This is a genomic window from Streptomyces sp. NBC_01451, from assembly GCF_036227485.1.
Lineage (GTDB): Bacteria > Actinomycetota > Actinomycetes > Streptomycetales > Streptomycetaceae > Streptomyces.
In genome coordinates this window covers 3,270,422-3,290,244 of record NZ_CP109479.1, presented here as the reverse complement: position 1 = coordinate 3,290,244, position 19,823 = coordinate 3,270,422, and the positions used below count along the sequence as shown (strand labels likewise).

The window sequence follows — 19,823 nt, the reverse complement described above, 5'->3', positions numbered from 1 at the left end:
CTACCAGGCGGCCTGCGGCCGGCCTAGTAGGAGGATCCCGACGCGCCCAGTGAACCGGTTGGGTGCCAGACCGTCTTCGTCTCCAGGAAGGCGGTCATGCGTTCGGTGCCCGGGGTGGCGAACCACTGGGCGTTGTCCACAGTCTGTGGACGCAGAACGCGCTTGAGGTTGTCGGCCGCCGCGATCTCCAGCTCCTTCGCGAGGACCTCGTCCGCGCCCGCCAGGTCGATCGCGTTGACGTCCTGGTGCGCGGCCAGCGACGGGGTGATCTCCGCCGTACGGCCGGACAGGATGTTGACGACTCCGCCGGGTACGTCCGAGGTGGCCAGGACCTCGCCGAGGGACAGCGCGGGGAGCGGTGACCTCTCACTGGCGATCACGATCGCCGTGTTGCCGGTGGCGATCACCGGGGCGAGGACCGACACCAGGCCCAGGAACGAGGACTCCTGGGGGGCGAGGACGACCACCACGCCGGTCGGTTCGGGGGAGGAGAGGTTGAAGTAGGGTCCCGCGACCGGGTTCCCGCCTCCCACCACCTGGGCGATCTTGTCGGTCCAGCCCGCGTACCAGACCCAGCGGTCGATCGCCGCGTCCACCTGGGCGTTGGCCTTCGGCTTCGACAGGCCCTCCGCGTCCGCGACCTCCCGGACGAACTGCTCCCTGCGGCCCTCCAGCATCTCGGCGACGCGGTAGAGGACCTGGCCGCGGTTGTACGCCGTGGCCCCGGCCCAGCCGCCGAACGCCTTGCGCGCGGCGACGACCGCGTCACGGGCGTCCTTGCGGGAGGACAGGGGCGCGTTCGCCAGCCAGTTGCCCTTCGCGTCGCTCACCTCGTACACCCGGCCGCTCTCGGAACGCGGGAACTTCCCGCCCACGTACAGCTTGTAGGTCTTGAAGACGGACAGACGTGCGTCCGACCGGGTGTCCGGTCGGGTGTCCGGTCGGGTGTCCACTCGGGGGTCAGACATCGAGGTACGCCTCCAGGCCGTGGCGACCGCCCTCGCGGCCGAAGCCCGACTCCTTGTAGCCGCCGAACGGCGAGGTGGGGTCGAACTTGTTGAACGTGTTGGACCAGACGACACCCGCGCGGAGCTTGTTCGCGACGGCGAGGATCCTCGACCCCTTCTCGGTCCAGATGCCCGCCGACAGGCCGTACTGGGTGTTGTTGGCCTTGGCGACGGCCTCGTCCGGGGTGCGGAAGGTGAGGACCGAGAGCACCGGGCCGAAGATCTCGTCGCGGGCGATGGTGTGCGCCTGGGTGACGTTCGTGAAGAGCGTCGGGGCGAACCAGTAGCCGGAGGAGGGGAGTTCGCAGGCCGGGGACCAGCGCTCGGCGCCCTCCGCCTCGCCCGCCTCGACGAGCGAGGTGATCCGGGCGAGCTGCTCGGCGGAGTTGATCGCGCCGATGTCCGTGTTCTTGTCCAGCGGGTCGCCGAGGCGGAGCGTGGAGAGCCTGCGCTTGAGCGAGTCGAGCAGCTCGTCCTGGATCGACTCCTGGACGAGGAGCCGGGAGCCCGCGCAGCAGACCTGGCCCTGGTTGAAGAAGATGCCGGTGACGATGCCCTCGACGGCCTGGTCGATGGGGGCGTCGTCGAAGACGATGTTGGCGCCCTTGCCGCCCAGTTCGAGGGTCAGCTTCTTGCGGCTGCCGGCGACCGTGCGCGCGATCTCCTTGCCGACGGCCGTCGACCCGGTGAACGCGACCTTGTTGACGTCCGGGTGCGCGACGAGCGCGGCGCCCGTGTCGCCGTACCCGGGAAGGATGTTGACGACGCCCTTGGGCAGGCCCGCCTGGCGGCAGATGTCCGCGAAGAACAGGGCGGAGAGGGGGGTCGTCTCGGCGGGCTTCAGCACCACCGTGTTGCCGGTGGCGAGCGCCGGGGCGATCTTCCAGGCCAGCATCAGCAGCGGGAAGTTCCAGGGGATGACCTGGCCCGCGACGCCCAGCGGCCTGGGGTTCGCGCCGAAACCGGCGTGGCCGAGCTTGTCGGCCCAGCCCGCGTAGTAGAAGAAGTGCGCGGCGACCAGGGGGAGATCGGCGTCGCGCGTCTCCCTGATCGGCTTGCCGTTGTCCAGGGTCTCCAGGACGGCCAGCTCACGGCTGCGCTCCTGGATGATGCGGGCGATGCGGAAGAGGTACTTGGCGCGCTCGGAGCCGGGCAGCGCCGACCACTTCTCGAAGGCCTTGCGGGCGGCCTTCACCGCACGCTCGACGTCCGCCTCGCCCGCCTGCGCGACCTCGGAGAGGACCTCCTCGGTGGAGGGGGAGACGGTCTTGAAGACCCGGCCCTCGGCGGCCTCGGCGAACTCGCCGTCGATGAACAGGCCGTAGGAGGGAGCGATGTCGACGACGGCGCGGGACTCGGGCGCCGGTGCGTACTCGAATGCGGATGACCGCTTCTCGATGGTCATGGTGATCAGTCCACCGTCACGTAGTCGGGGCCGGAGTAGCGGCCGGTGGCCAGCTTCTGGCGCTGCATCAGCAGGTCGTTCAGCAGCGAGGAGGCGCCGAAGCGGAACCAGTGGTTGTCGAGCCAGTCCTCGCCCACGGTCTCGTTGACCACGACCAGGAACTTCACCGCGTCCTTGGTGGTACGGATGCCACCGGCCGGCTTCACGCCCACCTGGACGCCGGTCTGCGCGCGGAAGTCGCGTACGGCCTCCAGCATGAGGAGGGTGTTCGCGGGCGTCGCGTTGACGGCGACCTTGCCGGTGGACGTCTTGATGAAGTCGGCCCCGGCGATCATGCCGAGCCAGCTCGCGCGCCGGATGTTGTCGTACGTCGACAGCTCGCCGGTCTCGAAGATGACCTTGAGCCGGGCGGACGCCCCGCAGGCCTCCTTCACGGCGACGATCTCCTCGTACACCTTCAGGTAGTTGCCCGCGAGGAACGCGCCCCGGTCGATGACCATGTCGATCTCGTCGGCACCGGCGGCGACGGCGTCACGCACGTCGGCCAGCTTGACGCCGATCGCGGCGCGGCCCGCGGGGAAGGCGGTGGCGACGGAGGCGACCTTGACGGTGGACCCGGCGACGGCCTCCTTCGCGACGGCCACCATGTCGGGGTAGACGCAGACCGCGGCCGTGGCGGGGGCCGTGCGGTCGGTCGGGTCGGGGCGGACGGCCTTGGCGCCGAGCGACCGGACCTTGCCGGCGGTGTCCGCGCCTTCCAGAGTCGTCAGGTCGACCATCGAGATGGCCAGGTCGATGGCGTACGCCTTCGCGGTCGTCTTGATGGAACGTGTGCCGAGGGAGGCGGCTCGCGCCTCCAGGCCGACCGCGTCGACGCCGGGCAGCCCGTGAAGGTAGCGGCGCAGCGTGCTGTCGGACGCGGTCACGTCCTTGAGCGGGAGTGCGGTTGATGCAGTGGTGGGCATGGTCACAAGCCGAGCATATCTACGCGCGTAGCGGCTGTACAGCCCCGGGAAACAGGTGGAGCGGGCCGACCCCGGGCCCGGGGTGGACATATGCGGTGAACGGGTGGCGGAGCGGGAAACGCGGCCCGGGCGGCACCGGCGGCGAGGGGTGTCCGGGGCGTCGGGCAGAATCGGGGGCATGACGACCCCGGACCACCCGTCGCCCGAGCAGGGCCCAGCGCAACCCGTGTCTCCCGACCGGGTCTACCGGTCACCCTCCGCCCTCGTGGCCGGAGTGCTGCTGCTCGGGCTCGCTGGCTGGCTCGGCGGCGACGCGCTGTTCGTCGGCCACGGGCGGACCCCGTGGCTGGCGCTCGCCACGCTGCTCTTCGCCGTACCGCTGGTGATCGCCTTCACGCTGCGGCCCGCCGTGCTGGCCAACGACCACCGGCTGCGCGTGCGCAACCCGTTCCGGGTCGTCGAGCTGCCCTGGGGGACGGTCGCCGGGTTCCGGTCGAGCTTCTCGAACGAGGTCGTCGTCGAGTCCGGTACCAAGTACCAGCTCTGGGCCGTCCCCGTCTCGCTGCGTGCCCGCAAGCGGGCCAACCGGGCCAAGATGCGCGAGGCGCGCGAGGCCGGCCGCCCCGGCGGCCGGATGCCCCTGGTGCCGCCCGGACCGACCCGCGCCCAGAACGACCAGATCATGGACGACCTGGGCCAGCTGTGGGAGGCCCGCGAGAAGGCGGCCACCTCACAGGGCGAGGTGACCGTCAAATGGGCGTACGAGATCATGGCGCCCGCCGCCGCCGGCGCGGTTCTGCTGGCGATTCTGCTCGCGGTCGGCTGATCCGCGTGGCCCTCCCCGACGAGTCGTTGCGGCTGCCCCCCGCCTCCATACCCGACGGCTGCCAGGACTGGACCACCGCTCGCGCGGCGGGCTGGTCGGCCGCGCTGCCGCCACGCTGGACCTTCCTCCGGGTGCGCCGCTCGGTCGCGGCCGGGCTCGCCACCCTGGTGCTGTGCGTGGGCGCCCTGGTGGCCATGGCCGGCGGCCTGTGGCCCTTCGTGGCGGCCGGGTTCGCGGTGTACGTGCTGTGGGTGCTCGCCCGGCCCGAGCTCGTGTGGGTCGGCGCGCCGCTGCTGCTCCTCGCCCTCGCCGCGGAGGCCTCCGCGAAGTCATGGGCGCTGACCGGCTTCGGAGTGGTGGTCGTGCTGGGCTCCTGGGCTGTCGTGGCCGTACGGCTGCGGGCGCGCGGTGAGCAACTGGAGCGGGCCGTCGAGGCCGCCGGGGGCGTCGCCGCGCTCGTACCGGGCGCCGAGGTCCCCGTACGGCGTGGGCGGCTGCTGTTCGTGCTGGGGTTCGTCGTGCTCGCGCTCGGCCTGCTGACCGGTAGCACCGCCGGTCTCTGGGGATCGGCCCAGGACCAGGAGGGCGCCTGGGTCTTCACCGTCTTCCTGGCCGGCCTGGCAGCGACCGCGCTGACCTCGGCATGGCTCGGCCGGCAGCGGGCGGGCGCGCTGCGCGGAGCCCCGGTGCCGGTACTGCGCGTCCTCGTACGTGACGACGCGCAGGGCGGTACGGAGGTGTACGCCGCCGACGATCTCGACGCCGAGCGGCCCCTGTTCACCGTCGACCTCACCTCCTTCGACGACGATGACGACGTCGATGACGTCGATGACGAGGGTGACGACGAAGGCGATGGGGGCGCGAGCGGGGAGGGTGAGGCCGGTGGGGACGTCGACGACGAGCTTCGGCGGGTGCTTCTCGGTCTCGACGACGACACCCTCGGGCCGCTCCGGGAAGCCGTTCTCTACGGCGCCCCCTTCGACGGCGCCGAGGTGCTCGTCGTCAGCGCCGACGAGGATCCCGCGCAGCCGCCGCTGACGGAGTGGTCGGCGGGGCCGGTCCGGCCGCTGTCGCCGGACGCGAGTCGCAGGCGCGTCGCCCGGCACCGCGAACACGCCGCCGACAGTCTCCAACTGGAGCTTCAGGGGCGGGAGCTGGCCGAGCGGCGGGCGATGGCCGGCAAGGTGCGGCAATGGCGGGCGGGGTGGCTGGACTGGCTGGCCACCGTGTTGCCCGGATTGTGGGGCCTGTGGCTGGCCTTGGACTGGATCTACGAGCCCGACCTCCCGACGTGGGAGCTGGTGGGCCTCCCCCTGCTCGGGCTGGGCTTCGCGGTCGTCGTCGTCATGAAGCTCGCCTGGCGCGTCACCGCCGACCGGTCCGGTCTCTGGATCAACGGGCTGCGAGGACCCCAGCACGTGCCCTGGGACGACCTCCGCTTCGTACGACGCCGCTCACTGGAGCTGAAGATCGACTGGCAGGACGGTGTCTGGTCGGTCTCCGCGCCCCGCTGGGGCCGGCTCCAGCGGCGCCTGGGGTTGACCCACCCGTACGACGCCCTGGCCGCCGAACTGACCGCCATGCGCCTCGACGCCGAGCTGCGGCCGACCGGCGAGAGCCGCGCGGCGCAACGGGGACGGCCGCTCTGGCCGCTGGCCGCGGTACTGGCGGGGGTGTGGGTGGTGGCGCTGGTGGCGGCGCGCTGAGAGCGGGGCACCGGGCAGGCCAGGGCCTGCCCGGTGGATCAGCCTGGTTCCGGTCGGCAGCCGCTCAGATGCCCGCCGCCGCGGAGAGGTCCCGCTTGATCGTCTCCAGCAGGTCCGTCGCCTTCGCGCGGGCCGCCGGGAGGTCCGCGTGCGTGGGCACCGGGAGGACGACCTCCAGGTAGCACTTCAGCTTGGGCTCCGTACCGCTGGGGCGGACGATGACGCGGGCACCGTCGAGCGTGTAGCGCAGGCCGTCCGTGGGCGGGAGCGTCTCCGTGCCCTGCGTGAGGTCCTCGGCCTTCGTGATCGCCAGGCCCGCGAGGCGGGTCGGGGGCTGCTCGCGCAGCCGGCTCATGGCGTCCGCGATGACCGACAGGTCCTCGACGCGGACCGCGAGCTGGTCCGTGCCGTGCAGACCGTGCTCGACCGCGATGTCGTCGAGCAGGTCGAGGAGCGTACGGCCCTCGGCCTTCAGCTCGGAGGCGAGTTCCGTGACGGCGAGCGCGGCGGTGATGCCGTCCTTGTCGCGTACGCCCTCGGGGTCCACGCAGTAGCCGAGGGCCTCCTCGTAGCCGTAGCGCAGGCCGTCGACGCGGGCGATCCACTTGAAGCCGGTGAGGGTCTCCTCGTAGGGGAGGTTCGCCTTCTCGGCGATCCGGCCCAGGAGGGAGGAGGAGACGATCGACTCGGCGAAGGTTCCCCGCGCGCCGTGCCGGACCAGGTGGGTGGCCAGGAGGGCGCCCACCTCGTCGCCGCGCAGCATGCGCCAGCCACCGCCGGCCGGTACCGCCACCGCGCAGCGGTCCGCGTCCGGGTCGTTCGCGATGATCAGGTCCGGGTTCGTCTCGCGGGCCTTGGCGAAGGCGAGGTCCATCGCGCCGGGCTCCTCCGGGTTGGGGAAGGCGACGGTCGGGAAGTCCGGGTCGGGATCGGCCTGTTCGGCGACCAGCTCGGGGGCGGGGAAACCGGCCCGGGCGAAGGCCGCGAGAAGGGTGTCCCGGCCGACGCCGTGCATCGCGGTGTAGACCGTGCGGGCGGTGCGGGGGGAGCCGGGGGTGAGGACGGCGTCCGTACGGGCCAGGTAGGCGTTCAGGACGGTGTCGTCGAGGGTTTCCCAGCCCGCGGTGGGGCGGGGCACGTCGGCGAGGGCGCCTACGGCCTCGATCTCGGCGGCGATCTCGGCGTCGGCGGGCGGGACGATCTGGGAGCCGTCGCCCAGGTACACCTTGTAGCCGTTGTCGCGGGGCGGGTTGTGGCTGGCGGTGACCTCCACGCCCGCGACCGCGCCCAGGTGCCTTATGGCGAACGCCAGTACGGGGGTGGGGAGGGGGTGGGGGAGGACGGCCGCGCGCAGACCCGCGCCGGTCATCACGGCGGCGGTGTCCTGGGCGAAGTCAGCCGACTTGTGGCGGGCGTCGTAGCCGATGACGACGAGGCCGCCGGTCCGTCCCTTCGCCTTGAGGTACGCGGCGAGGCCGGCGGCGGCGCGGATGACGACCGAGCGGTTCATGCGCATGGGGCCGGCGCCGAGTTCGCCGCGGAGACCTGCGGTGCCGAACTGGAGGGTGCCGGTGAAGCGGGTGGTGAGTTCGGGGAGGTCCTGGGCGTCGATGAGCTTGGCGAGTTCCTCACGGGTTTCGGCGTCGGGGTCCTCGGCCAGCCACGCCTTGGCGCGTGCGATGAGTTCGTCGTCGTGCACGTCGGTGCCTCTCGTTGTGGTGGTGCGGTGCGGTGCGGTGTGTGGTCGGGTGCGGGCCCATTCTTGTCGCCCCCGCCGCCCCTACCCGTCCCGTCCTGTTCCTGGGGGCTGCGCCCCCAGACCCCCCTCCGGCCCTGAACGGGCCTTGTCCTCAAACGCCGGACGGGCTGGAGGTGTGGGCCGGTGTTCTAAGGGTGCCGGTCGGGCTGGAGGTGTGGGCCGGTGTTCTAAGGGTGCTGGTCGGGCTGGGGGTGTGGGTCGGGGTTGGGAAGGTGCTGGTCGGGCTGGGGGTGTGGGTCGGGGTTGGGAAGGTGCTGGTCGGGCTGGGGGTGTGGGCCGGGGTCGGGTGGGCTGGTGGGGGCACTCGGGCCGCGGATGTGGTGGTGGGGGGTGTGGGGGAGGGGGGAAGGCTGGGGTGGAGGCTCTCGGGCCAGGGTGGGGCTACAGGCGGTCCAGGACCTGGGTCAGGAGGGAGCCCATTCGGGTTGCGCTGTCGCGGCCTGCCTGGAGGACCTCCTCGTGGTTCAGGGGTTCTCCGGTCATTCCCGCCGCGAGGTTCGTCACCAGGGAGATGCCCAGGATCTCGGCGCCGGCCTCGCGTGCCGCGATCGCCTCCAGCACCGTCGACATCCCGACCAGGTCCGCGCCGATGACCCGCGCCATCCGGATCTCCGCCGGTGTCTCGTAGTGCGGGCCCGTGAACTGGGCGTACACGCCCTCCTCAAGGCTCGGGTCGATCTCCTTGCACAGGGCACGCAGCCGCGGCGAGTACAGGTCCGTCAGGTCGACGAAGTTCGCGCCGACGATCGGGGAGGTCGCCGTGAGGTTGATGTGGTCGCTGATCAGGACCGGCTGGCCGGGGCGCATGTCGGCGCGCAGGCCGCCGCAGCCGTTGGTCAGGACGATGGTCTTGCACCCGGCGGCCACGGCGGTACGGACACCGTGTGCCACGGACGCGACGCCCCGGCCCTCGTAGTAGTGCGTGCGGCCCAGGAAGACCAGCGCGCGCTTGTCGCCGATCCGGTACGAGCGGATCTTGCCGCCGTGGCCCTCGACCGCCGGCGGCGGGAAGCCGGGCAGCTCGGTGACCTGGAACTCGGCCTCGGGGTCGCCCAGGGCGTCCACGGCCGGTGCCCAGCCGGAGCCCATCACGAGGGCGACGTCGTGGGTCTCGGCGCCCGTGAGCTCCCGCAGGCGCGCGGCGGCGGCGTCGGCGGCGGAGTAGGGGTCGCCCTGGATGTCGTCCGGAAGAAGAGATGCGTTCACGCGCATGAGGGTATCCGGTTCGAGCCTACGCGCGTAGATGACGGAGGTTACGGGATGCCGATCGTTGTCTTGTCGTTTCCATCCAAAGGGCGCCGCCGGGGACCCGCCCCCGGCCGGTCCCCGGTCAACAGGGACGTTTTCTCAGTTCCATCACATAGTCGTGAGGTGCCCCCGCCGACTCCGCCGCGTCGGCGATCTCGCCCAGGTTCCGGGCCGACGGCAGGCCGCCCTCGTAGCCGTTGAGGACGTACACCCACGCCGGCTCCTCGCCCTCCAGCGTGTCGACGCGCAGCCGCATCCGGCGGTAGATGTCGAGGCCCACGCCCTCCCAGCGGTCCAGCGAGTCCTCGTCGAGCGGGGCGATCTCGTACAGGGCGACGAAGACCTGGGAGCGGGGGGCCTCGACGATCGTCGGGAGGGCGCCCTCCCAGCCCATGTGCTCGCCTCCGAAGGTCAGCCGCCAGCCGGTCAGCCAGCCGGTGGCGCGCAACGGCGAGTGCGGTGCGCGGCGCGTCATGAGCCGGGCGTCGAGATTGCCGGCGTAGGCGGCGTAGAGCGACATGGATCGAGAGTACGGCAGCGGACCCGGCCGTCACTCCGACAGCACACGTCCCCTCCGTACCCGTACAGGTGTCCGCCCCCGCCCGTGCCGGACCCGTCGGCGGTCCCTCCGGCGTCCGCCCCGGACCCGTGCGGCGGCCCCGGGGCGTCGGCACCCCGGCGCGTACGGGACAATGGGGTATGTGACTCGGATCGTGATCATTGGTGGCGGACCCGGCGGCTACGAAGCGGCGCTGGTGGCGGCGCAGCTCGGCGCGGAGGTGACCGTCGTCGACTGCGACGGTCTGGGCGGGGCGTCGGTGCTCACCGACTGCGTACCGTCGAAGACCCTGATCGCCACCGCCGAGGTGATGACGACCTTCGATTCCTCGTACGAGGAACTGGGGATCATCGTCGCCGACGACACCCCGCCCGACAAGCAGGCCGCCCGCGTCGTCGGTGTGGACCTCGACAAGGTCAACCGACGGGTGAAGCGCCTCGCCCTCGCCCAGTCGCACGACATCACCGCCTCCGTCACCCGGGCCGGCGCACGCGTCCTGCGCGGGCGCGGGCGGCTCGACGGACTCCAGGGCGTCGACGGCTCCCGGAAGGTCGTCGTACGGGCCGTGGACGGCAGCGAGGAGACCCTCGTCGCGGACGCCGTGCTGATCGCCACCGGCGGGCACCCCCGCGAGCTGCCCGACGCGCAGCCCGACGGTGAGCGCATCCTCAACTGGACCCAGGTCTACGACCTCACCGAGCTGCCCGAGGAGCTCATCGTGGTCGGCTCCGGTGTCACCGGTGCCGAGTTCGCGGGCGCCTACCAGGCCCTCGGGTCCAAGGTGACCCTCGTGTCGTCGCGCGACCGGGTGCTGCCGGGCGAGGACCCCGACGCCGCCGCCGTCCTCGAAGAGGTCTTCCGGCGCCGTGGCATGAACGTCATGGCCCGCTCCCGCGCCGAGTCCGCCAAGCGCGTCGGCGACCGGGTCGAGGTCACCCTCGCCGACGGGCGGGTCATCAGCGGCTCGCACTGTCTGATGGCCGTCGGCGCGATTCCCAACAGCGCCGGAATGGGCCTGGAGGAGGCCGGGGTCAAGCTGCGCGACTCCGGGCACATCTGGACCGACAAGGTGTCGCGGACGACCGCCCCGGGTGTGTACGCCGCCGGTGACGTGACCGGTGTCTTCGCCCTCGCGTCCGTCGCCGCCATGCAGGGCCGTATCGCCATGTACCACTTCCTCGGCGACGCGGTGGCCCCGCTCAACCTCAAGACCGTCTCCTCCAACGTCTTCACCGACCCCGAGATCGCCACCGTCGGCTACACCCAGGCCGATGTCGACAGCGGCAAGATCGACGCCGTGGTCGTCAAACTGCCGTTGCTGCGCAATCCGCGCGCGAAGATGCAGGGCATCCGGGACGGTTTCGTCAAGCTCATGTGCCGGCCGGGCACCGGGATTGTCGTGGGCGGGTGTGTCGTGTCGCCGCGCGCCTCCGAACTCATCCACCCGATCTCGATCGCCGTCGACAACAATCTGACGGTCGAGCAGATCGCGAACGCGTTCACTGTTTACCCGTCTCTCTCGGGATCGATCGCCGAGGTCGCCCGGCAGCTTCACACGCGCAAGGCGGCGGGCGAGGCCTGACGGCCGGGACGCGCCAGGGGCGGCAACTTCCCGCTGGTCACGGGGATTTGCCGCCCATTCCTGCGGCATAAGCAGGGGAGATAGGCCCGTATACCACTTCCGGTACCCCCATGCGAACAACTTCTGCTATTCGGCGCAAACTGCTGAAAGCAGACGGTCGTTGGGGTTACTGTCAGTTTCGTGTTCGCTGCAGAACGTCGTCAATTGATCCTCGAAATGGTGCGTGCCAATGGAGCCGTGTCGCTCCGTGAGCTCGCCCGCGTCGTCCAGACCTCCGAAGTGACCGTACGGCGGGACGTGCGCGCACTGGAGGCAGAAGGACTCCTCGACCGCCGGCATGGCGGTGCGGTATTGCCGGGCGGGTTCACGCGAGAATCCGGCTTTCCGCAGAAATCCCATCTCGCGACCGCCGAGAAGACGGCCATCGCCGACCTCGCCGCGAGCTTCGTCGAAGAGGGCGAGGCCATCGTGGTCGGGGCGGGGACCACCACGCAGGAGCTGGCCCGCCGGCTCGCGCGGGTCCCCGGGCTGACCGTCGTCACCAATTCCCTTCTGGTGGCCCAGGCGTTGGCCCACGCGAACAGAGTGGAGGTCGTCATGACCGGTGGCACTCTGCGCGGTTCCAACTACGCCCTGGTCGGCAGTGGTGCCGAGCAGTCCCTGCACGGGCTGCGGGTGTCCAAGGCCTTCCTCTCCGGAAGCGGGCTCACGGCCGAACGCGGGCTGTCCACCTCCAACATGCTGTCGGCGTCCGTCGACCGCGCGCTGGTGCAGGCCGCCGCCGAGGTCGTCGTGCTCGCCGATCACACCAAGCTCGGTTCGGACACCATGTTCCAGACCGTGCCCACGGACGTGATCACCCGCCTCGTCACCGACGAACCACCCGTCCACGACGACCGTGCCGGTACGGAACTGCAGGCCCTGGCCGACCAGGGAGTCCAGATCGCCGTGGCCGGATCGTCGGGCTCCGGCAGCAACTCCCCGGGAAACGGGCCGCAGAGCGGTGAGCAGGTCCCGACGCGCCAACAGCGCCGGGACGTGCCCCTTCCCAACCCGCGCCGGGGACAGCTGCCCGGCGGCGCGGCGGGCCATCCGCTGCGCGGCACGATGCTGGGCGAGCAGCCCGGCGGACCTGGCGAGCGCGAGCGGGAACGGGCCCGGGTGGCGGACCTCCGCCGCCGCTGACCGCCGTACGGGCCGGGCCGTCAGAACCGGGCCGTACGAACCGGGTTGCCTGCGGACCGGGTTACTGGGGTACGGCCTTCAGGCCCCGCAGTGTCAGGGTCAGGAGGCGGTCGGCCAGCTCCGGGTCGTCCGGGGTCGCCTCGGCCGCCAGCGCGATGGCGTTGGTGAGCTGGAGCAGGTCGCCGATGGAGACGTCGGCGCGCAGGGTGCCGGCCTGCTGGGCGCGGGCGAGCAGGGCCGCGCCCGCCTCCCGCATCGGGTTGCTGCACCTGGCCAGGGCCGAGTCGGCGTCGTACGACACCGACATGAGCGCCCGTGCCAGACCTCGGTACTCGCCGGCGTGCCTGACGATCTCGCGCAGCCAGGTCACCAGCGCGGCGCACGGCTCCGGGTCGGTCAGCAGTTCGCGGGAGCGGGCCAGCAGGTCGCTCACCGCGTCCTCGAAGACGGCGCTCATCAGGGCGTGCCGGTTGGGGAAGTGGCGGTAGAGCGTGCCGATGCCGAGGCCGGCGCGCCGTGCCACGTCCTCCAGGGATGCGTCCGTTCCGTGCTCGGCGAAGGCGGAACGCGCCTCGGCCAGCAGCCGTTCGTAGTTGCGGCGGGCGTCGGCACGGAGGCCTGCCGGTGGCTGGGCCATGGGTTCACCTGCCCTTCGTTTGTTTGTTCCGTGGGTTCAGCATGCCACTGGCCAGCCGCCGTGGGGGTGCGGTGCGTGGCGGGCTGACGGTCCGTTGTGGCTTGTCGCGCAGTTCCCCGCGCCCCTGGCTTACGGGCGCTGCGCGCACCGTAAGCCATGAAAAGAGGCGCCCGGCGGACTGATCGCTCAGTCCGCCGGGCGCCTCGCAATCTTGTACGGGTCAGTCCTTGATCTCGCAGATCGGGGCGCCCGAGGTGAGGGAGGCGCCCACCTCCGCTGCCAGGCCCTTGATGGTGCCGGCCTTGTGCGCGTTGAGGGGCTGTTCCATCTTCATGGCTTCGAGGACGACGACGAGGTCGCCCTCCTTGACCTCCTGGCCCTCCTCGACGGCGACCTTGACGATGGTGCCCTGCATCGGGGAGGCCAGGGTGTCGCCCGAGGCGGCTGGGCCGGACTTCTTGGCGGCGCGGCGCTTGGGCTTGGCACCGGCGGCGAGGCCGGTGCGGGCCAGGGACATGCCCAGCGAGACGGGGAGGGAGACCTCCAGGCGCTTGCCGCCGACCTCGACGACCACGGTCTCGCGGCCCGCCTCCTCGTCCGCCTCGACATCGGCGGGCGCGGCGAAGGCCGGGATCTCGTTGACGAACTCGGTCTCGATCCACCGCGTGTGGACCGTGAACGGGTCGGTGGAGCCGGTGAGTTCGGGCGCGAACGCGGGGTCGGCGACGACCGCGCGGTGGAAGGGGATGGCGGTGGCCATGCCCTCGACCTGGAACTCGGCCAGCGCGCGGGCGGCCCGCTGGAGGGCCTGGGCACGGGTGGCGCCGGTGACGATCAGCTTGGCGAGGAGGGAGTCCCACGCCGGGCCGATGACACTGCCGGACTCGACGCCCGCGTCGAGGCGGACACCGGGCCCGGAGGGCGGGGCGAAGGTGGTGACGGTGCCGGGGGCGGGCAGGAAGCCGCGGCCGGGGTCCTCGCCGTTGATACGGAACTCGATGGAGTGACCGCGCAGTTCGGGGTCGCCGTAACCGAGTTCCTCGCCGTCGGCGATACGGAACATCTCGCGGACGAGGTCGATGCCGGAGACCTCCTCGGTGACCGGGTGCTCGACCTGAAGACGCGTGTTGACCTCCAGGAAGGAGATCGTGCCGTCCGTGCCGACCAGGAACTCCACCGTCCCGGCGCCGACGTAGCCGGCCTCCTTCAGGATCGCCTTGGAGGACGAGTACAGCTCCGCGACCTGTGCCTCGGACAGGAACGGGGCGGGGGCCTCCTCCACCAGCTTCTGGTGGCGGCGCTGGAGGGAGCAGTCACGGGTGGAGACGACGACCACGTTGCCGTGGGAGTCGGCCAGGCACTGCGTCTCCACATGGCGGGGCTTGTCGAGGTAGCGCTCGACGAAGCACTCGCCGCGCCCGAAGGCGGCCACGGCCTCACGGACCGCCGAGTCGTACAGCTCGGGTACCTCTTCGAGGGTGCGGGCGACCTTCAGACCGCGTCCGCCACCGCCGAAGGCGGCCTTGATCGCGATGGGCAGGCCGTGCTGCTCGGCGAAGGCGACGACCTCGTCCGCGCCGGAGACCGGGTCGGGGGTGCCGGCGACCAGGGGCGCGCCGGCACGCTGGGCGATGTGCCGGGCGGCGACCTTGTCACCGAGATCGCGGATCGCCTGCGGGGGCGGGCCGATCCAGGTCAGCCCGGCGTCGATGACGGCCTGGGCGAAGTCCGCGTTCTCCGAGAGGAAGCCGTATCCGGGATGGATCGCGTCCGCCCCGGAGTCCTTGGCGGCCTGCAGCACCTTGGCGATGTCGAGATAGCTGCTCGCCGGGGTGTCACCGCCCAGAGCGAACGCCTCATCCGCGGCACGCACATGGAGCGCGTCCCGGTCCGGGTCGGCGTACACGGCCACGCTCGCGATTCCGGCATCCTGACAGGCCCGGGCAACGCGGACAGCGATTTCGCCACGGTTGGCGATGAGCACCTTGCGCACGATTGAGGCTCCCTCCTTGAAACAAGCTGAGTTTAGGGACTGCCGACACGGCGCATCGACCCGTCCCCACTGGTGAGCTTGCCCACACGGAGCGTGATGCGAGGCTCGCCCTACCCGTGAAATCCCTTGTCGCACCTATGTACGCGGGACTCCATCGGGAAACCCTAGCCCCCTGATGTGGTCAAGGTCTCTGTGAGAGCGTGCTGCGGCCCACTCGGTTTTTTTGTGGACACCCTACGAACGGCCCAATGATTCTTCGCCTGCCGAGGAACCTCTCCCGAACCCTTGTCCGCACGTTTACCGGTTAGTAGCGTTCACGATGTACCGAACGTAGTGCCAACTGAACGTACTAGTGGTAACAAGAGCCTTGCTCGTGCGGCGCCCGTGCGGCGTCCGTGCGCAGTCGAAGCGCAGTCGAAAGTGGGTGGGGGCCGGTGGTCCGCAGACCGGTGGCATGGATCGTCGCGATCGTCCTCTTCGTGGAGGCGTTCGGCATAGCCGCCCTGAACTGGCTCCTGGGGATCGTGGCCGACAACCAGCGGATGTCCCTCGCCGGCCTCGACCCGGACATGATGTCCGTGTCCTCGAAGGTCGGCGGCGTGGTCTTCGGCGCCTACTTCGCGCTGTGCGGCGTGGTGGCCCTGCTCGTCGCCTGGCGCGACCGCTCCCCGGCCGGCCTCGGCCGCGTCCTCCTGATCAGTGTGGCCGTCGTGCACGCGCTGCTGGGCGCGTTCGCCTGGGGGCTGGTGGGCGTGCCGGCGTTCCTGACCATGGTCGTGGTGCTGGCGCTGGTCGTGCTCCTGCTGATGACGTACGACAAGCAGACCCCCGCCGCGCCCCAGGCACCCGAGGCACCCGATGCCCCCGATGCCCCTGCGGACACCTCCCCGCTGACGCCCCCGCCGACCCCCAGCACCACCTGACCGTCGGCCGCCTCGATCCCTGCGACTACGCCTCCTGGGGCGTCCACAACTCCGTGATGCCGACGCCCAGTTCGGCGAGCAGCTTGCGTACGAGCGGCAGGCTGATGCCGATGACGTTGCCGTGGCCGCCGTCGATGCCGTCGATGAACGGCGCCGAGCGGCCGTCGAGCGTGAACGCCCCGGCGACGTGGAGGGGCTCGCCCGAGGCGACGTACGCGGCGATCTCCTCGTCCGTCGGCTCGCCGAAGCGGACCACGGTGGACGCGGTGGCGGAGACGGAGCGCCCCGACGCGGTGTCGTGGACGCAGTGCCCGGTCTCCAGGGTGCCCGCCCGGCCGCGCATCGACTTCCAGCGGGCGGTGGCCTCCTCGGCGTCGGCGGGTTTGCCGTACGCCTCGCCGTCCAGGTCGAGGACGGAGTCGCAGCCGATCACCAGGGCACCGTGTGCCTCGGGCCGCGCGGCCACCACGGCGGCCTTGGCCTCGGCGAGAGCGAGGGCCAGTTCGGCCGGGGTCGGCGCGGTCACGGCGTCCTCGTCGAACCCGCTGACGATCACCTCGGGGTCGAGTCCGGCCTGCCTGAGCAGGTTGAGCCGGGCGGGGGACTGGGAGGCGAGCACGAGACGGCGGCGCGGCTGATCATCGGTCATGCGGCCAGGGTATCGGCGGGGTAAGGCGCCCGGACAGGTCCTACAGAACGCCGAGCACGATCATCGCGAGCAGCATGGCCAGCGCCATGAGAAACCCGAGCCGCCGAAGCATCTGCTGCGCGTCGCGCAGTTCCTTCGGCGGCTCGTTCTCGGGGTCGGACCACAGCATGCCACCAGCGTGGGGCTTGGCGGGTGGGGTGCGCCTGAGTAGGGGTACTCAGATCGGCGCCCTTTCCTGTCCTTCTGTGCGCGGTTCCCCGCGCCCCTGAAAGGTCTAGCCCGGCCAGTAGGTGCGGGTCCAGGATGATGGGCCGGGGTGGGGCAGGCGGTGGGTGGCGAGCCTCGCCGGGTCCGCCCACGCGTCCTTCGTGCCCGGTGTGCCGGGCGCCGTGGAGGACGCCGCCACGGCGCGGGCCCGGACCACCGCCAGGGCGGCGGCCAGCTCCTCGGGGGTCGGATTGCCCCGTACGACCTTGATGTTCACAACGGCTCCTGAACGGTCTAGAGGGGGATGTTGCCGTGCTTCTTCGGGGGCAGGGACTCGCGCTTCGTACGGAGCTGGCGCAGCCCCCGTACGACCTGGCGGCGGGTGTCGGACGGCAGGATCACCGCGTCCACGTAGCCGCGCTCGGCCGCGATGTAGGGGTTGAGGAGGGTGTCCTCGTACTCCTGGATCAGCCGGGCGCGGACGACGTCGAGATCCTCCCCGTTCGCCTCGGCCTCGGCGATCGTGCGGCGGTGCAGGATGTTGACCGCGCCCTGGGCGCCCATCACGGCGATCTGCGCGGTCGGCCAGGCGAGGTTGAGGTCGGCACCGAGGTGCTTGGAGCCCATGACGTCGTAGGCGCCGCCGAAGGCCTTGCGGGTGATGACCGTGATGAGCGGGACGGTCGCCTCCGCGTAGGCGTAGATCAGCTTCGCGCCCCTGCGGATGATGCCCGTGTGCTCCTGGTCGACGCCCGGGAGGAAGCCGGGGACGTCCACGAAGGTGATGACCGGGACGTTGAAGGCGTCGCAGGTACGGACGAAGCGGGCCGCCTTCTCCGACGCGTCGATGTCGAGACAGCCCGCGAACTGCATCGGCTGGTTGGCGACGACACCGACCGGACGGCCCTCCACCCGGCCGAACCCGGTGAGGATGTTCGGCGCGAACAGGGCCTGTGTCTCGAAGAACTCGGCGTCGTCCAGGACGTGTTCGATCACCGTGTGCATGTCGTACGGCTGGTTCGCGCTGTCCGGGATCAGGACGTCCAGCTCGCGGTCCTCGTCCGTGACGGCGAGGTCCGCCTCCTCCGGGAACAGCGGGGGCTCGCTGAGGTTGTTGGACGGCAGGTACGACAGCAACTGCTTGACGTACTCGATGGCGTCCTTCTCGTCGCCGGCCATGTGATGGGCCACGCCCGAGGCGGAGTTGTGGGTGCGGGCGCCGCCCAGCTCCTCGAAGCCGACGTCCTCGCCGGTGACCGTCTTGATGACGTCCGGGCCGGTGATGAACATGTGCGAGGTCTGGTCGACCATGACCGTGAAGTCGGTGATGGCCGGGGAGTACACGGCACCGCCGGCGCAGGGGCCCACGACGAGGCTGATCTGCGGGATGACCCCGGACGCGTGGGTGTTGCGGCGGAAGATCTCGCCGTACGCGCCCAGGGACGCGACGCCCTCCTGGATACGGGCGCCGCCCGAGTCGTTGATGCCGATGACCGGACAGCCGGTCTTCAGCGCGAAGTCCATGACCTTGACGATCTTCTGGCCGTACACCTCGCCCAGCGCACCGCCGAACACGGTGAAGTCCTGGGAGAACACGGCGATCGGACGCCCGTCGACGGTCCCGTAGCCGGTGACGACACCGTCGCCGTACGGGCGGTTGTTCTCCAGCCCGAAGTTGGTCGAGCGGTGGGTGGCGAACTCGTCCAGCTCCACGAACGAGTCCTCGTCGAGGAGCAGTTCGATCCGCTCACGGGCCGTCAGTTTGCCCTTCGCGTGCTGCTTCTCGACAGCCCGTCCCGATCCGGCGTGCGTGGCCGCCTCCACGCGGCGCTGCAGGTCGGCGAGCTTGCCCGCGGTGGTGTGGATGTCGATCTGCTGCGGCTGTACCGGCTCGGCCATCGGGATGCGGCTCCCTGCAAAGAGTGACGTGCTCAGAAGGGGGATTGGCTACTCATCCGTAGCGTAGTGGCGCGCCTACCCATCGGCAGTGCGGCGTTTACCACACTCCTCTCCTCTTCACAGAGGGGCAGGGAATATCTCCAGAAGAAGCCACGTGAGCACGCGGCCACGCATATGCTCAAGATGTCGCGGCGGGACACGCCGGAGAGGTGACATCGCGAGAGCGGTCGAGCGCTTGTGAACCTCAGCCCTCACGGGCTGGAATCCATCCCCCTCTGCGGGATGGAGGATGTCAAACCTAGTGTGGCTTGCATGATGGAGACGCCACCGAACGATGAAGGCAACCCGCCCGACGGGCGCGGTGAGCCGAGGTCGGACCGCTGGTCCGACCTCGACCGCCCCCCTCTGAACGCCGTCGGCCTGCGCAGGGCCCTCGTGCGCGAGGGCAGCCTGTGGTCCCAGGTGAACGTGGTGCGGAGTACCGGCTCGACCAACGCCGACCTTGTCGCCCTCGCGGACGCGGGCAAGGCGGAGGAGGGACTGATCCTGCTCGCCGAGGAGCAGACCGCCGGGCGCGGCCGACTGGACCGGCAGTGGACGGCGCCCGCCCGCTCCGGGCTGTTCCTCTCCGTGCTGCTGAAGCCGACGCAGGTCCCGGTGGCCCGCTGGGGCTGGCTCCCGCTGCTCACCGGGGTCGCGGTGGCGACGGGACTGTCACGCGCGGCGGGCATCGATACGTCCCTCAAGTGGCCCAACGACCTGCTGGTGACCGTGGACGGCGCGGAGCGCAAGGCGGGCGGGATCCTCGCGGAGCGGTCCGGTACGGACGCGGTGGTGATCGGCATCGGCATCAACGTCACCCTGCGCGAGGACGAGCTGCCGGTGCCGACCGCGGGGTCGCTGGCGCTGGCCGGGGCGGTGGGCACCGACCGGGATCCCCTGCTGCGGGCGGTGCTGCGGTCGCTGGAGCAGTGGTACGTGCGGTGGCGGTCGGTGGAGGGGGATCCCGCGTCGTCGGGGCTCCAGGAGACGTACGCGGCGGGGTGCGCGACGTTGGGGCGGACGGTGCGGGCGGAGCTGCCGGGGGACCGGAGCGTCGTGGGGGAGGCGGTCGCCGTGGACGGGGACGGACGGTTGGTGCTGGCTACGGGGGAGGGGGTGCAGGAGCCGGTGGGCGCGGGGGACGTCGTGCACCTGCGGCCGGCAACTCCTTAGCCCGTCTGGGGGTCCCCCTCTGGGGGAGTTTGAGGACAAGGCCCGTTCAGGGCCGTAG

Annotated in this window: 18 protein-coding genes; 6 read left to right on the top strand and 12 right to left on the bottom strand. The window is 71.1% G+C overall.

Features of this window, described 5'->3' with window-relative positions; genetic code table 11:
• Nucleotides 1-23: 23 nt before the first annotated feature.
• Genes OG595_RS13970 through deoC form a run of 3 tightly spaced genes read right to left on the bottom strand, consistent with a single transcriptional unit; the run spans nucleotide 24 to nucleotide 3,377 of the window.
• Entirely contained in the window at nucleotides 24-968 is a 945-nt protein-coding gene (locus tag OG595_RS13970) for an aldehyde dehydrogenase family protein (RefSeq protein WP_329271740.1), read from the bottom strand.
• Entirely contained in the window at nucleotides 961-2,412 is a 1,452-nt protein-coding gene (locus tag OG595_RS13965) for an aldehyde dehydrogenase family protein (protein WP_329271738.1), read from the bottom strand. The genes OG595_RS13970 and OG595_RS13965 overlap by 8 nt, the downstream gene beginning before the upstream one ends.
• A gap of 5 nt (nucleotides 2,413-2,417) precedes the next feature.
• Nucleotides 2,418-3,377, bottom strand: coding sequence for a deoxyribose-phosphate aldolase (deoC, locus tag OG595_RS13960; protein ID WP_164408067.1), 960 nt, complete (start codon nucleotides 3,375-3,377; stop codon nucleotides 2,418-2,420).
• Between the two features lie 178 nt (nucleotides 3,378-3,555).
• On the opposite strand from deoC, the gene OG595_RS13955 reads away from it, so the two are divergent.
• Both OG595_RS13955 and OG595_RS13950 read left to right on the top strand, forming a co-directional pair.
• On the top strand, nucleotides 3,556-4,203 hold the full coding sequence (locus OG595_RS13955; protein ID WP_329271734.1) for a PH domain-containing protein: 648 nt from the start codon (nucleotides 3,556-3,558) through the stop codon (nucleotides 4,201-4,203).
• 5 nt (nucleotides 4,204-4,208) lie between these two features.
• Nucleotides 4,209-5,909, top strand: a complete 1,701-nt coding sequence (locus tag OG595_RS13950) for a hypothetical protein (RefSeq protein WP_329271731.1) — start codon at nucleotides 4,209-4,211, stop codon at nucleotides 5,907-5,909.
• A 64-nt stretch (nucleotides 5,910-5,973) separates the two neighbouring features.
• Here OG595_RS13950 and OG595_RS13945 read toward each other — a convergent pair whose 3' ends face one another.
• The 3 genes from OG595_RS13945 to OG595_RS13935 all read right to left on the bottom strand — a co-directional run bounded on the left by OG595_RS13945 (nucleotide 5,974) and on the right by OG595_RS13935 (nucleotide 9,436).
• The gene (locus tag OG595_RS13945; RefSeq protein WP_329271729.1) at nucleotides 5,974-7,608 is read right to left on the bottom strand and encodes a phospho-sugar mutase; all 1,635 of its coding nucleotides are present in this window, start codon (nucleotides 7,606-7,608) and stop codon (nucleotides 5,974-5,976) included.
• Between the two features lie 441 nt (nucleotides 7,609-8,049).
• Entirely contained in the window at nucleotides 8,050-8,874 is an 825-nt protein-coding gene (locus OG595_RS13940; RefSeq protein ID WP_329271727.1) for a purine-nucleoside phosphorylase, read from the bottom strand.
• Between the two features lie 124 nt (nucleotides 8,875-8,998).
• Nucleotides 8,999-9,436 (bottom strand): gamma-glutamylcyclotransferase, encoded by a 438-nt coding sequence (locus OG595_RS13935; RefSeq protein WP_189150331.1) that lies wholly within the window; start codon nucleotides 9,434-9,436, stop codon nucleotides 8,999-9,001.
• Between OG595_RS13935 and OG595_RS13930 the strand changes: the two genes are divergently transcribed.
• Both OG595_RS13930 and OG595_RS13925 read left to right on the top strand, forming a co-directional pair.
• Nucleotides 9,435-11,057 carry an NAD(P)H-quinone dehydrogenase gene (locus OG595_RS13930; protein ID WP_329271724.1) on the top strand — a complete coding sequence of 541 codons (1,623 nt, stop codon included), beginning with the start codon at nucleotides 9,435-9,437 and terminating at the stop codon, nucleotides 11,055-11,057. The genes OG595_RS13935 and OG595_RS13930 overlap by 2 nt on opposite strands.
• 180 nt (nucleotides 11,058-11,237) lie before the next feature.
• On the top strand, nucleotides 11,238-12,242 hold the full coding sequence (locus tag OG595_RS13925; protein WP_329271723.1) for a DeoR/GlpR family DNA-binding transcription regulator: 1,005 nt from the start codon (nucleotides 11,238-11,240) through the stop codon (nucleotides 12,240-12,242).
• Between the two features lie 61 nt (nucleotides 12,243-12,303).
• Here the strand turns inward: OG595_RS13925 and OG595_RS13920 are convergent, their stop codons facing one another.
• Complete coding sequence (locus OG595_RS13920; protein WP_329271722.1) at nucleotides 12,304-12,879, bottom strand: TetR/AcrR family transcriptional regulator; 576 nt, start codon at nucleotides 12,877-12,879, stop codon at nucleotides 12,304-12,306.
• A gap of 220 nt (nucleotides 12,880-13,099) precedes the next feature.
• On the bottom strand, nucleotides 13,100-14,872 hold the full coding sequence (locus OG595_RS13915) for an acetyl/propionyl/methylcrotonyl-CoA carboxylase subunit alpha (RefSeq protein ID WP_329271720.1): 1,773 nt from the start codon (nucleotides 14,870-14,872) through the stop codon (nucleotides 13,100-13,102).
• A 434-nt stretch (nucleotides 14,873-15,306) separates the two neighbouring features.
• Here OG595_RS13915 and OG595_RS13910 point away from each other — a divergent pair, with 434 nt between their 5' ends.
• A complete protein-coding gene (locus OG595_RS13910; RefSeq protein WP_329271717.1) occupies nucleotides 15,307-15,795 on the top strand; it encodes a hypothetical protein in 489 nt (162 codons plus the stop codon).
• A gap of 25 nt (nucleotides 15,796-15,820) precedes the next feature.
• Here OG595_RS13910 and OG595_RS13905 read toward each other — a convergent pair whose 3' ends face one another.
• The 4 genes from OG595_RS13905 to OG595_RS13890 form a co-directional block, all read right to left on the bottom strand.
• Nucleotides 15,821-16,444: a nucleoside triphosphate pyrophosphatase gene (locus OG595_RS13905; RefSeq protein WP_329271714.1), complete on the bottom strand. Its 624-nt coding sequence runs from the start codon at nucleotides 16,442-16,444 to the stop codon at nucleotides 15,821-15,823.
• A gap of 40 nt (nucleotides 16,445-16,484) precedes the next feature.
• The gene (gene mmpB / locus OG595_RS13900) at nucleotides 16,485-16,613 is read right to left on the bottom strand and encodes a morphogenic membrane protein MmpB (RefSeq protein WP_268240764.1); all 129 of its coding nucleotides are present in this window, start codon (nucleotides 16,611-16,613) and stop codon (nucleotides 16,485-16,487) included.
• 105 nt (nucleotides 16,614-16,718) lie between these two features.
• Complete coding sequence (locus OG595_RS13895; protein WP_329271707.1) at nucleotides 16,719-16,928, bottom strand: acyl-CoA carboxylase subunit epsilon; 210 nt, start codon at nucleotides 16,926-16,928, stop codon at nucleotides 16,719-16,721.
• Between the two features lie 17 nt (nucleotides 16,929-16,945).
• The gene (locus OG595_RS13890) at nucleotides 16,946-18,550 is read right to left on the bottom strand and encodes an acyl-CoA carboxylase subunit beta (protein WP_329271705.1); all 1,605 of its coding nucleotides are present in this window, start codon (nucleotides 18,548-18,550) and stop codon (nucleotides 16,946-16,948) included.
• Nucleotides 18,551-18,865: 315 nt separating this feature from the next.
• Here OG595_RS13890 and OG595_RS13885 point away from each other — a divergent pair, with 315 nt between their 5' ends.
• A complete protein-coding gene (locus OG595_RS13885) occupies nucleotides 18,866-19,765 on the top strand; it encodes a biotin--[acetyl-CoA-carboxylase] ligase (RefSeq protein WP_329282871.1) in 900 nt (299 codons plus the stop codon).
• Nucleotides 19,766-19,823: the final 58 nt, after the last annotated feature.

What these genes read in the sequence shown, in the direction of transcription:
- OG595_RS13890 (WP_329271705.1), bottom strand. Translation starts at nt 18,550, where the DNA reads ATGGCCGAGCCGGTACAGCCGCAGCAGATCGACATCCACACCACCGCG.
- OG595_RS13920 (WP_329271722.1), bottom strand. Translation starts at nt 12,879, where the DNA reads ATGGCCCAGCCACCGGCAGGCCTCCGTGCCGACGCCCGCCGCAACTAC.
- OG595_RS13885 (WP_329282871.1), top strand. Translation starts at nt 18,866, where the DNA reads ATGGAGACGCCACCGAACGATGAAGGCAACCCGCCCGACGGGCGCGGT.
- OG595_RS13970 (WP_329271740.1), bottom strand. Translation starts at nt 968, where the DNA reads ATGTCTGACCCCCGAGTGGACACCCGACCGGACACCCGACCGGACACC.
- OG595_RS13955 (WP_329271734.1), top strand. Translation starts at nt 3,556, where the DNA reads ATGACGACCCCGGACCACCCGTCGCCCGAGCAGGGCCCAGCGCAACCC.
- deoC (WP_164408067.1), bottom strand. Translation starts at nt 3,377, where the DNA reads ATGCCCACCACTGCATCAACCGCACTCCCGCTCAAGGACGTGACCGCG.
- OG595_RS13965 (WP_329271738.1), bottom strand. Translation starts at nt 2,412, where the DNA reads ATGACCATCGAGAAGCGGTCATCCGCATTCGAGTACGCACCGGCGCCC.
- OG595_RS13930 (WP_329271724.1), top strand. Translation starts at nt 9,435, where the DNA reads ATGGATCGAGAGTACGGCAGCGGACCCGGCCGTCACTCCGACAGCACA.
- OG595_RS13905 (WP_329271714.1), bottom strand. Translation starts at nt 16,444, where the DNA reads ATGACCGATGATCAGCCGCGCCGCCGTCTCGTGCTCGCCTCCCAGTCC.
- OG595_RS13935 (WP_189150331.1), bottom strand. Translation starts at nt 9,436, where the DNA reads ATGTCGCTCTACGCCGCCTACGCCGGCAATCTCGACGCCCGGCTCATG.
- mmpB (WP_268240764.1), bottom strand. Translation starts at nt 16,613, where the DNA reads ATGCTGTGGTCCGACCCCGAGAACGAGCCGCCGAAGGAACTGCGCGAC.